The organism is Kribbella pratensis (genome assembly GCF_004365355.1).
Taxonomy (GTDB): Bacteria; Actinomycetota; Actinomycetes; order Propionibacteriales; family Kribbellaceae; genus Kribbella.
The window spans coordinates 2,831,742-2,843,902 of the sequence record NZ_SODP01000001.1 but is presented as its reverse complement, the minus strand read 5'-3'; the positions used below and the strand labels follow the sequence as shown (position 1 = coordinate 2,843,902).

At 68.6% G+C, this 12,161-nt stretch carries 9 protein-coding genes; 3 read left to right on the top strand and 6 right to left on the bottom strand.

The window, feature by feature from the left end; translation table 11 throughout:
• A complete protein-coding gene (locus EV653_RS13400) occupies positions 1-942 on the bottom strand; it encodes a carbohydrate ABC transporter permease (protein WP_134102318.1) in 942 nt (313 codons plus the stop codon).
• A 31-nt stretch (positions 943-973) separates the two neighbouring features.
• Positions 974-2,320 carry an extracellular solute-binding protein gene (locus tag EV653_RS13395; protein WP_134102314.1) on the bottom strand — a complete coding sequence of 449 codons (1,347 nt, stop codon included), beginning with the start codon at positions 2,318-2,320 and terminating at the stop codon, positions 974-976.
• Positions 2,321-2,586: 266 nt separating this feature from the next.
• Between EV653_RS13395 and EV653_RS13390 the strand changes: the two genes are divergently transcribed.
• Positions 2,587-4,947: a glycoside hydrolase family 3 N-terminal domain-containing protein gene (locus tag EV653_RS13390; protein WP_238159708.1), complete on the top strand. Its 2,361-nt coding sequence runs from the start codon at positions 2,587-2,589 to the stop codon at positions 4,945-4,947.
• A 4-nt stretch (positions 4,948-4,951) separates the two neighbouring features.
• A complete protein-coding gene (locus EV653_RS13385) occupies positions 4,952-5,998 on the top strand; it encodes a LacI family DNA-binding transcriptional regulator (protein ID WP_134102311.1) in 1,047 nt (348 codons plus the stop codon).
• Here EV653_RS13385 and EV653_RS13380 read toward each other — a convergent pair whose 3' ends face one another.
• Genes EV653_RS13380 through EV653_RS13370 form a run of 3 tightly spaced genes read right to left on the bottom strand, consistent with a single transcriptional unit; the run spans position 5,999 to position 8,665 of the window.
• Positions 5,999-6,655 (bottom strand): hypothetical protein, encoded by a 657-nt coding sequence (locus EV653_RS13380; protein ID WP_134102308.1) that lies wholly within the window; start codon positions 6,653-6,655, stop codon positions 5,999-6,001.
• Positions 6,652-7,467, bottom strand: a complete 816-nt coding sequence (locus tag EV653_RS13375; RefSeq protein ID WP_134102305.1) for an ABC transporter ATP-binding protein — start codon at positions 7,465-7,467, stop codon at positions 6,652-6,654. Before EV653_RS13375 ends, EV653_RS13380 begins: the two co-directional genes overlap by 4 nt.
• Positions 7,406-8,665 (bottom strand): MFS transporter, encoded by a 1,260-nt coding sequence (locus EV653_RS13370; RefSeq protein WP_134102302.1) that lies wholly within the window; start codon positions 8,663-8,665, stop codon positions 7,406-7,408. The genes EV653_RS13375 and EV653_RS13370 overlap by 62 nt, the downstream gene beginning before the upstream one ends.
• Before the next feature lie 59 nt (positions 8,666-8,724).
• On the opposite strand from EV653_RS13370, the gene EV653_RS13365 reads away from it, so the two are divergent.
• Positions 8,725-9,681 carry an ArsR/SmtB family transcription factor gene (locus tag EV653_RS13365; protein ID WP_134102298.1) on the top strand — a complete coding sequence of 319 codons (957 nt, stop codon included), beginning with the start codon at positions 8,725-8,727 and terminating at the stop codon, positions 9,679-9,681.
• Positions 9,682-9,724: 43 nt separating this feature from the next.
• Here the strand turns inward: EV653_RS13365 and EV653_RS13360 are convergent, their stop codons facing one another.
• Entirely contained in the window at positions 9,725-12,142 is a 2,418-nt protein-coding gene (locus EV653_RS13360; RefSeq protein WP_134102295.1) for a glycoside hydrolase family 3 protein, read from the bottom strand.
• Positions 12,143-12,161 lie beyond the last annotated feature (19 nt).

Here is a 12,161-nt window from a genome sequence, read left to right as displayed (position 1 = left end):
TCAGGCACCTTCCTGCTGGCTGGCCGTCGTACTGCCGCCGAGCCGCCGGAGCAGCAGCGCGAGCACCAGACCGAGCAGCACGATGATGGATGCGATCACGCTGGCGGGACCCATCTGGTTGGACATGAAGCCACGCTTGTACATGTCGAGGGCGAGGACCCGGGTGGCGTCACCGGGGCCGCCCGCGGTCAGCACGAAGATCAGGTCGAAGAAGGTCAGCGAGCCGACCACCATCAGGGTCGACGACGTGATGATCGTGTACTTCAGTTGCGGGATGGTGATGCTGAAGAACTGCCGGATCCGGCCGGCGCCGTCGATCGAGGCCGCCTCGTACATCGTGGTCGGGATCTGCCGTACGCCGCCTTGGTAGATCAGCGAGTGGAAGGGGATGAACTGCCAGGACACGATGAAGATCACCACGGCGATCGCGAGGTTGCTCTTACCGAGCCAGTCCTGGGTGAGGAAGCCGATGTGCAGGCCCGCGCCGAGGCCGAAGTTCGGATCGAGCAGGGCCTTGTACGTGATCGCGATCGCGGCCGAGCTGAGCAGCAGCGGGATGAAGTACAGCACGGCCAGGAACGCGCGGTACCGCTGCCGGCCGGCCAGGAACGTGCCGAGCAGCAGGCTCATCGGGGTCTGCACCGCCCAGGACAGGATCATGATCTCGAAGGTCACGTAGACGCTGTGCCACGTCTGCGGATCGGACAGCACCGAGCGCCAGTTCGCGAGCCCGTTCGCGTGGATCGGGCCGAGGCCGTCCCACTGGGTGAAGCTGAGCACGACCACGCCGATCAGCGGCACGACCCCGAACACGACGAACAGCACCAGCGCGGGCAGCACCATCCAGGCGACCGGACCGCTCCGCCCGACGCGGGACCCCCCGGCGTCGGACGAGACATTGCGGCCGGTCGCCGGGACGACGGGCGGAGCGGTCACGGTCATGGAATCTCCTGGCCTTCGAGGTGTGACAGGTTCACTGGCCGATCACCGCGTTCATGTTGTCGGCGAACTGCTGCGGCGAGATGGACAGCTGGAAGAGCTTGGCGATGTTGTCGAGCAGGGTCTCGGCCTGCGTCGGGCTGAGGGCCTGGTCCCACGACTGGGCGAAGTTCTTCGCGTTCGCCGCCGTGTCGTAGACGAAGTTCAGCCACTCGGAGTCGTTCTTGTCGGAGATCGACGAGAGCTTGTCCTTCGCGCTCTTCACGACCGGGATGTTGCCGGACTTCACCCAGGCGTCGACCGTGGCGTCGTCGAGGGTGTTGTTCGCGATGAACTTCTTGGCGTTGTCCTTGTCGGCCTGGCTCGCCTTGGAGGAGATCGACATGTACTGGCCCGGGTTGCCGACGGTGTCGGACGGGTCACCCTTACCGCCGTCGACCGGCGGGAAGTTCATGTAGCCGAGGTGGCCGCCGGTGACGAAGTCCTTGCCGGACGACTTCATGTTGCCGTACGTCCAGGCGCCGTGCAGCATCATCGCGGCCTTGCCGGTGTAGAGCAGTGCCTGGTCGGCGTTGGAGTCGGCCGTGATGGACGAGAAGCCCTTGATGAAGCCGTTCGCCTTGATCAGCTTCTGCATCTCGTCGAGCGCCTTGAGCGCGGACGGGTCGGACCAGCCGTCCTTCTTGCCGTCGTAGATGTTCTGGAAGACCTCGCTGCCGCCGATGCGGTCGAAGAGGAACTCCAGCCACATCATGTTGGTCCAGCGGGACTGGCCACCCAGCGAGAACGGCGCGATGCCCTTCTCGTTGAACTTCGGCACCAGGTCCATGATGTCGCCCCACGACTGCGGCGGCTGGGCGCCGATCTTCTCGAACGAGCGCTTGTCGTAGAACAGCACGATCGGCGTGACGGTCTCGCCAGGCACGGCGTAGAGCTTGCCGTTGACCGTCGCCGCGGTGAAGGCCGACGGGAAGATCGAGTTCTTCAGGTCGGTCTGCTGGTTGAACCAGTCGGTCAGGTCCTCGACCTGGCCGGCCTCGACGTACGCCTTCAGGCCGCCGCCGCCCCAGCCCCAGATCAGCGTCGGGCCCTGGCCCGCGCCGATGGCGGTCTTGATCTTCGCCTTGAACGCGTCGTTCTGGAACTCGGTGGTCTTGATCTTGCTGTTCGGGTTCGCGTCGTTGAACCGCTTGACCTGCGCCTCCCGGATGCCCTGCTGGGGCTGACCGGTGAGGAACCAGTACGTCGTGCCGCTGCCGGCCGCCGCTCCGGTGGTGGAACCGGGCGTACTACTCGGGCCGGAGCTGCCGCAGGCCGCGAGGCCGGCCGCCAATGCGCCGCCGCCGACCATGCCTAGGAAGGTACGACGGGATGTCGTCATCGGATCCACTGTGATCTCCGTACTCCATGCTGCCCCGCAGGTTGCGGAAGCACCTGCCGATATGACTTGTTTTCGAAACATAGGTTTCGGAGATAGTGCTGTCAAGACTTGAACTAAGGGCACTTTGGGGTCACAGTGAGGTCACGTAAATGCCTGCTGTTACAGGCGAATAACGGTCCCTAGGCCGATCGCCGGGATGTCGGTAGAGTTTCGAAAACTTTTCGATAATTGCTCACCGAAAAGAACGTTCATCAAGGGAGATTTTCTTGTCCAACTCGACTGACCGGCCCTGGCGCGACCCGGCGCTCCCTGCCGCCGAGCGGGTCGGACTGCTGCTGCAGGCGATGACGCTGGAGGAGAAGGTCGCCCAGCTGGGCAGTCGCTGGGCCGGTAACGATATGGCCGACAGTGACCTTCCCGAGGACGAGACGATCAACGTCGCGCCGATGGAGGACGTCTTCTCGGCCGGCGGTTCGCAGTCGCTGGAGGACGCGAGCCGCGAGGGCCTCGGTCATCTCACCCGGGTCTGGGGCAGCTACCCGCTGTCGGTCGAGCAGGGCATCGCCGAGGTGGTCCGGCAGCACGAGGTGGTGCTGAAGAACTCCCGACTCGGCATTCCCGCACTGGTCCACGAGGAGTGCCTCACCGGCTTCACGACGTACGGCGCGACCGTCTATCCGGCGTCGATCGCCTGGGGCGCGACGTTCGACCCGTCGCTGGTCGAGCGGATGGCAGCCGCGATCGGACGGGACATGGCCGCGGTCGGCGTACATCAGGGACTCTCGCCGGTGCTCGACGTGGTCCGCGATTATCGCTGGGGTCGCGTCGAGGAGACGATCGGCGAAGACCCTTACCTGGTGGCGATCCTCGGCTCGGCGTACGTGCGAGGTCTGCAGAGCGCGGGCGTGATCGCGACGCTGAAACATTTCGCCGGGTACTCCGCCTCGCGCGCCGGCCGCAACCACGGTCCAGTGTCGATGGGCAAGCGCGAGCTCCTCGACATCATCCTGCCGACGTTCGAGACCGCGATCGCGACGGCCGGCGCCGAGTCGGTGATGAGCTCGTACGCCGACATCGACGGACTGCCCGCGAGTGCGGACCCGTGGCTGTTCACCGACGTACTGCGGGGTGAGTGGGGCTTCGGCGGGACCGTCGTCTCGGACTACTGGGCGGTGCCGTTCCTGGCGTCGATGCATCGGGTCGCGGCAGACAATGCGGACGCCGGCGCGCTGGCGTTGACGGCTGGGACCGACGTCGAGTTGCCCGACACGATCGGGTTCGCCGGGCTGGTGGACAAGGTGAAGTCGGGCGAGGTGTCCGAGGAGCTCGTGGACCGGGCAGCGCGGCGGTTGCTGCTGCAGAAGATCGAGCTCGGCCTGCTGGACGAGGACTGGACGCCGGAGGGTTCGGTGCAGGCGTCCGTCGAGCTCGACTCGGCGGAGAATCGTGCGATCGCGGCCGAGCTGGCAGAGAAGTCCGTGGTGTTGCTGGACGCGGGCACGGCGCTTCCGCTGACCAACCTCGCGAAGGTTGCCGTCGTCGGGCCGGTGGCGCACGATCCGCGCACCTTGATGGGCTGTTACGCGTTCCCGAATCATGTGCTTCCGCGGTACCCCGAGCGCGGGCTGGGGATCGAGATCGCGACGCCGCTCGATGCCTTGCGCAAGGAGCTGGCCGGCGTGGAGGTCTCGTATTCAAAGGGTTGTGAGGTCATGGGCGACGATCGCTCCGGGTTCGACGAGGCTGTTGCGACGGCCCGCGAAGCCGATGCAGTGGTCGCGTTCGTGGGCGATCTGTCCGGTCTGTTCGGGCATGGGACGTCCGGTGAAGGATGCGACGCCGAGGACCTGCGGCTTCCGGGGGTGCAGGGGCAGTTGCTCGATGCGTTGCTCGGCGCCGGGAAGCCGGTTGTCCTGGTGGTGGTTTCGGGGCGGCCGTATGCGCTCGGAGAGTTTGCGGACCGGGTCGCCGGGCTCGTGCAGGCGTTCATCCCGGGCCAAGAAGGTGCGGCCGCGATCGCCGGTGTGTTGAGCGGGCGGATCGTGCCCAGCGGGAAGTTGCCCGTCCAGATTCCGCGGCATGTCGGAGGGCAGCCCGGTACGTACCTGCAGCCGGCGCTCGGCAGTGTGGAGAGTGCCGGGATCAGCGGTCTCGAGGTCCGGCCGTTGCACCCGTTCGGCTACGGCGCGTCGTACACGAGCTTCGAGGTCGGCGACCTCAGACTCAGCACGCCGGAGATCGCCAGCGACGGTGAGTTCACCGCGACGGTGCGGGTGCAGAACACCGGCGAGCGTGCTGGTGACGAGGTCGTTCAGTTGTACCTGCGGGACGTCGTCGCCCAGGTCGCCCGGCCGTTGAAGCTGCTGACCGGGTTCGCGCGGGTGTCGCTCGAGCCGGGGCAGGGCGTCGATGTCACGTTCCAGGTGCACGCCGATCGCACGGCCTACACGGGCCCGGATCTGAGACGGATCGTCGAGCCCGGCGAGTTCGAAGTGATGATGGGCACGTCGTCGCTCGACCTGCCGTGTCGCGCTTCGGTGCGGATCACCGGTGATGTGAGGGTGGTGGGACACGACCGGGTCCTGACGACGCCGGTCACGATCGCAGAGGATCCAGGAGGAGGGTGACCAGATGACTCGGTTGAAGGGTCGCGTCACCCTGGCGACGGTGGCCGGGTCCGCTGGTGTCTCGGTCGCCACCGTCTCCAAGGTGCTGAACGGGCGCAGCGACGTCTCGCCGGTCACTCGTGCGCGGGTCCAGGAGATCCTCGAGAAGCACGGGTACGTCGGTCGCCGCCCGGACCCGGTGCAGCGGGACACGATCGAGCTGTTCTACCAGGGCGTGCTGAACGCCTACTCGGTCCAGGTCATCCAGGGCGTCGTCGAGGCAGGCCAGGCCGAGGGCATCGACGTCGTCCTGAACGCGCACCCGCCGCACCCGCAGGCGTCGAGCAGCGGGCGGGCGGCGCGATGGATCCGTGCGCTCATCGGCAACGGCCGGCGGGCCGCGATCGGGCTCACCAGCCAACTGGCCGATGCCGACCTGGCCGCGCTGGCGCGCGCCCGGCTGCCACTCGTGGTGATCGACCCCGCGAACATCCCGCAGCCCGACGTCACGAGTGTGGGGTCGACGAACTTCGCCGGCGGCATGGCCGCCGCCCAGCACCTGCTGTCCCTCGGCCACCGCCGGATCGGGTACGTCGGCGGCCAGCCGACCTCGGGCTGCAACCGGGCCCGGATGAGCGGCTTCCGCAGCGCGATGGACGCGGTCGGTGCGACGGTGCCACCGGAGTACATCTGGCTGAGCGACTTCCTCTACGACGACGGCGTCGCCGGCGGTTCCTTCATGCTGGATCTGCGGGACCGGCCGACCGCGATCTTCGCCGGCAGCGACGAGGTCGCGCTCGGGATCCTCGAGGCGGCGCGGGCGCGTGGTCTGCGGGTGCCCGAGGACCTCAGCCTGGTCGGCTTCGACGACACCGAGGTGGCGCGGCTCGCGTCGCCGCCGCTCACCACGGTGCGGCAGCCACTGCGCGAGATGGGCGCGGTCGCACTCCGTACGGCGTTGCAGTTGGCCGCCGGCGAGCAGGTCGCCTCGCACCACGTCGAGCTGGCGACGACCCTGATCGTGCGCGGCTCGGCCGCACCGCTCGAGTTGTCCTCCGTCGCAGCGTCCTGATCATTCCTTCCGGTCCGCGAGGGCCTTCGTCAAGTAGACCGCTGCGACCAGCAGGACCACCGACAGCGCAGCCAGGAGAGTGAGCGGTACGGCGTTGGCGCCTGCCGTCCTGTCGTTCGACAGCACGGTCATGATCGGGCGGATCGGGGAGACCCAGCGCAGCAGCAGTACGACGAGGATCGCCGCGGCCGCGGTCAGCATCGCGATCCCGATCCGCCGGATCACCAGCCGTGAACACAACAGCCCGATCGCCGCGCCGACCAGCGCGGCGCCGAGTTGCGCGGCCGCACCGACCGCGAGATCGCCCGCAGTGACGACATGCTTGCCTGTGACGATCGGGTAGACCAGCCCGATGATCAGCAGCGGCACACACCACGTCACGACGACCGCGACAGTTGTCGCCACAACCCGCAGCGAGCTTCCCACCGTCACGACCGTGATCTGCCGCTGCGTCGGGTCCTCGTGATTGACGATGCTCACGGTCAGCCACGTCGTACACACCAGCATCGCCAGCACGCAGAACGCGTACGACGACTGGAGTGGGCCGTTGTCCGACGTCGTGCCGACGGCCAGCGCGGCCAGGAAGATCAGCGTCGGCGGGAGGTAGCGCTGCGAAAGCAGGACGCTCGTGAGCAGGTAGCGATAGAGGGCAGTCACTCGGACCTCACCTGGCGGACCGTCGTGACCGACCAGCCGTGTTGCAGGGCCGTCAGCAGTGTTGCGTCGTGGCGGCCGGTCGGAACCGTCAACGTGATGCCTGCCTCGTGCGGTCGTACTTCGACCACGTCCGGGTACCGCGACCAATCGATGTCCGCGCCGGGCACCATCGAGATCTCGGTCAAACTTGTCTGATGGGTGAGCGCCGTCAGCCGGCCGCGCTCGATCTCGCAGACCCGGGTTGCCGTTGAACGGACAACCTGGGCGGAGTGCTCGGTGAAGGCGACGGCGGCGCCGTGTGCGGCGGTCTCGGTGAGGAGTTCGCGCAACGTGGTGTGAGCGGTGGCGTCGAGACCGGCCCACGGTTCGTCGAGGACGAGGAGCTCAGGTTGTCTGAGGAGTGCTTGAGCGAGCGCGACCTTCTGCGCGTTGCCTTTCGACAGCTTCCGCATCGGTGTGTCCGCACCGCCCGAGAGTGCGAGCCGGTCCAGTAGCTCGTCGGCGCGTGCTTGCGCCGTACGCGTGCTGAGGCCGCGGATCCGTCCCATGTGCCTCAGGTACGCCGACGCCGAGAGCCGATCGTGCGACGCGAACACATCCGGGACGTAGCTGACGACGGTGACGTTGCGTTGCACCGATCCGGCGGACGGCCGGGACAGGCCGATCATCAACCTGAGGACCGTGGACTTGCCGGAGCCGTTGGCGCCGACCAGTGCCAGCAGTTCGCCCGCGCTCACCTGCAGGTCGACGTCAGCCAGGATCTCCCGCCGCCCGTACTGTTTCGAAACTTTCCGGAGCCGGACCACTTCCATGTTGCGAGCCTATCGAGCCGGCGGGCCGCATCACCCGGGACAGCGGGCGGGTCAGGATCGCGGAGACGATCAGGGACGCGGCCGCGAAGGCCGTCATCGCTGGGGCGGCCGAGGTCAGGTCGGCCAGAGCACCGGCCAGGATCGCGACCACACCGAACGTCGTGCCGCGTAGGGCCGACTCGAGCCCGAGCACCTGACCGCGCAGCTCCGCCGGTGTGAGGTCGACGAGAACCTCCTGCTGGGCAAGGGAGGCCGAGTAGCCGAAGCTGCCGACGGCGACGAGTACGCACAGCACAGCGATCGGTAGCTGGAACGCGAAGCCCAGGAACGGTACGGCGAGCACGAACCGGAGCCACCGGGCCGCAACCCGGCGGCCCTTGCGGGTGAGGAACCGGCCGACGGTGAGATCACCGCTCATCATCCCGGCGGCCCCCGCGGCGAGCAGCCAGCCCGCGCGAGGTCCGGCGTACGGGACGAAGAGGGCTTCGCAGCCGACGATCAGGCCGTTGGGAAGAGTCAGCGCGAGGAGGAGCGGGCGGGTGCGCTTCTGGGCGAGCAGGGCGCGGTTGCCGCGCCAGGTCTCGGCGAGCCCCGTCCGCGCGACGCGGCGTGGAGGACGGTCCTGCAGCCCGAACCGGACGACCGGTACGGCGAGGGTGGCGAAGCCGGTCGCGATCCAGAGGACGGTTGATGGGCTGACGGCCTGGAGCAGGATGCCCGCGATACCGAACCCCGCGATCTGCATCGCGCCGACGGACAGGTTCATCGCGGAGCGGCCGAGGATGAACTGGTCGTCCTGCACCACTTCGCCGAGCAGGCCGTACCGGACACCGGCGCCGATCGACAGGCCGTACGCGAGGGTGAGCGAGAGAACCAGACGCAGGCCGGGGGAGAGGTCGAGGGCCGCCTGGATGCCGACCGCAACGGCCGAACCGGCCGCGAGCACCGTGAGGATCCGCCGGGGCCGTGCGGTGTCGGCGGCCGACATCAGCGTCGAGACACCGAGCACCTGCGCGAGCGACGGACCGAACATGATCATCGCCGCCAGCAGCGCGGACCCGGTCGTGGCGTCGACCACGATCGCCAGCGTGAGGCTGGTCATCGTCGAGGACGCATTGCCCAGGGCGCTGCCGATCCACAGGTTGCGGAACTCGCGGTTGGCGAAGATCTGCGTGTAGGTGCTCATGCTCCTGCTCATGTCAGGGAGCATCGACCGCGGTCCGTCGAGCACCTACAGTTTCGGGTGGAGGCGAAACGTTGTCCGAGTTCCTGGTCGATGCCGACACTCTGGCGAACGCGCGCTTCGGTACGTCGCAGCTCACCGAGACCGTGTCCGCGCTGAAGCTGCTGCGAGCGCCGGTCGAGCCGTGGTACCGGCCGTGGAAGGACCACCACCACGCCGCGTACCGCGCTCAGCTGGCGGCCGAGCCGGTCTGGGCGGCGATCGTCGACAGCGCGTTCGGGACGAGCTGGGCGGCCGACTTCTTCACCGTCCCGCCGCTCGAACCGGATCTCGCGCTGGAGGAGGAGCTCGGCCCGCTGCTCGCGCTATCGGACGACCACATCCGCTCGGACCTGAGCGTCGTACGCACGCCGTTGCCGTCGATCCTGCTCGAGACGCGTGGACTGGCTGCTGCGGCCGCCGGGTTGTTGCGGTGGATCTGGAGCGCGACCATCGAGCCGGACTGGCCGCGGCGGTTGCGGGTGCTGCAGGCCGACATCGTGTCGCGGACGTCGCGCCTCAGCGAGCAGGGCTGGTCGGGAGTACTGCGTGGGCTCGGGCCGGACGTGCGCTGGCTCGGCGAGGGGCGGATCCAGGTCAACCGCTGGGACTATCCGCCGACCGATGTTCGCGGACGGGACCTGATGTTCATCGCGGCGCACACGCAGCGGGTGAACGTGAGCTGGCGGCTGCCGGACCGCTTCGCGCTGGCCTACCCGGTCACCGGCATCTTCGCGCCGACGGCGACACCGGACGAGCCGTTGGTGCAACTGCTCGGGCGCAACCGTGCGCGCATCCTGGTCGAGGCGGCGTCACCCGTGAGCACGACGCTGCTGGTCGCGACGACCGGGTTGTCGTTGGCGACGATCTCCGACCACCTCCGGGTGCTGACTGACAGCGGGTTGCTGGAACGCCGCCGGTCCGGGCGGTCGGTCTTGTACTGGCAGTCCGACACCGGCCGTCGCGTGGTCGGACGGCCGGCGTCGGGCTGAAGGCGCCCGTCGAACGGACACCGGGGCTCGCCCAGCTGGGCAGCTAGCGCAGGATCTCCAGTTCGGCGGTGAGTGCGAGATCCGACACGGACGAGCCGGCTCGGAGGGTGAAGATGCCGGGCTCGGTGGTCCAGCCTGCCCCTTCTTCGGCAACAGCCCAGTGCTCGAATGTGTGCTCGTGCCAGGCGACCGTGATTTCGCGGGCCTGGCCGGCGTCGAGGCGTACGACGGCGAAGCCGGCCAGCCAGCGCGCCGGGCGATCGATGGTGCTGTCGGCGCGTTCGGCGTACACCTGGACGATGTGCTTGCCGGGGCGGTCGCCGGTGTTGCGGACGGTCAGCGCGACCGACGTCGGGTCGTTGGCACGGAGGTCGGACAGCTCCCACGTGGTGTAGCCGAGACCGTGACCGAACTCGTACGCGGGCTCGGTGCCCGCCTTCAGCCAAGCGCGGTAGCCGATGTGGATGCCCTCGTCGTACCGCACGACGCCGTCCTTCGGGGTGACGTCGATGACCGGGACATCCTCCTGCGCGCGCGGCCAGGTGGTCGGGAGCCGACCGCCGGGCTCGGTCCGGCCGAGGAGTACGTCGGCGAGCGCGTCGCCGTACTGCTGGCCACCGAAGTACGTCACCAGCGTGGCCGCCACGTCGTCCCGCCAGGGGAGGAGGACTGGGGAGCCGGCGTTGACCACGACGACCGTACGGGGGTTGGCCGCGGCGACCGCACGGACGAGGTCGTCCTGACGGCCGGGAAGCGCGAGCGACGTACGGTCATAACCTTCGGACTCGACCTTCGAATTGGTGCCTACGACAACCAGTGCGACATCCGCCGCGCGGGCCGCCGCGACCGCCTCGTCGATCAAGGCCTGGGGGTCGTCGTTGCTCGGCTCGACGCCGACGACGATGCCGAACGCGTTGCTCAGACCGCCTTCCAGCTTGGGCAGATCGAGCTCGACGCGGATGTCCACCGGCGTACCGGCGGTCACGTCGAGCGGTGTCGAGATCGACGGCGGTGAGAGCAGCGCGGCGCCGAGGTCGGAGCCGACCGGGACCGCGGTGTCCTCGCGCAGGAGGTTGCCGTCGGCAAAGATCCGGCCGCGGCCGACCGAGGCGAAGCCGAGCTTGATCGCACCGGATTCGACCGGGGTCCAGCTGGTCCGGAACTCGAAGACGGTGGACTCGGCGATCGGTGCATCGCCGCCGAGGTAGACGAGTGCGCTGGAGAAGCGGTCCTCGGCGTACAGCTCGGTGCCGTCGGCGGCCAGGAAGCGTACGCGGGCGCCGCGCTCGCCGGTCTGCGGATTGGTCATGGTTGCCGGTGGCAACTCGGCGACGCCCTCCTGGACGACGGCGCCGATCGAGTAGGTGACCTCGGCGTTCGGGAGCGCGTTGCGGATTCCGTCCAGCGGGGAGACGACGGCCGACGGGATGACGGTCGCGCTGCCGCCGCCCTGGGTGCGGGCGTCGCGGGCGTTGTGACCGATCACGGCGACGCGTCGGAGCTCGCCCCATGGCAGTTCGTCCTTGTTGGTGAGCAGGACGGTGCCCTCGGCGGCCGCCGTACGGGCGAAGGCGACGCCGTCGACCTGCGGCACGTCGGCCGGCTTCTCGTACCCTTCGAGGGCACCGACGCGGGCGGCGAGCGCGAGGATGCGGAGGACCTTACGGTCGATCGCGTCCTCCTTCACCTCGCCGGACCGGACGGCTTGGAGGAGCGCGTCGCCCCAGGCGCCGATCGGGCCGGGCATTGCGAGGTCTTGGGAGTGCTTCGCGCTCTCGACGCTGCGTACGGCGGTCCAGTCGCTGACCACGACGCCGTCGAAGCCCCAGTCGGTGTTGAGCGGGGTCTCGAGCAGGTCGTTCTCGGAGGCGGTCGCGCCGTTGATCGAGTTGTACGCGCTCATCACCAGCCACGCCTTCGATTCGGTCACGGCCTTCTCGAACGCGAGCAGGTAGACCTCGCGGAGCGTGCGCTCGTCGACCACGACGTTCGCGGTGAAGCGGTCGGTCTCGAAGTCGTTCGCCACGTAGTGCTTCGGGGTGGCGCCTACGCCGAGCTCCTGGACGCCGGCGACGTACGCCGCGGCGAGCTCCGCGGTCAGCACCGGGTCCTCGCTGAACGCCTCGAAGTGCCGGCCGCCGAGCGGGGAACGGTGCAGGTTGATCGTCGGCCCGAGGACGACGTCGACGTTCTTGCGGCGGGCCTCGAGCGCCGACACCACGCCGTACCGATGGGCGATCTCGACGTCCCACGAGGACGAGAGAGCGGTGGCGGACGGGAGGTTGAGCGACGGGTCGCGCTCGTCCCAGACCGGACCGCGGACGCCGCTCGGGCCGTCGGACAGCACCATCGAGCGGAGGCCGATCGCGGGGAGCGCGTAGGTCGACCAGAAGTCCTGGCCGGTGAGGATCCGGACCTTGTCCTCGAGGGTGAGCCGGCCGAGCAGGTCGTCGAAGTTCATGGCGAAGACTGTACGTGCG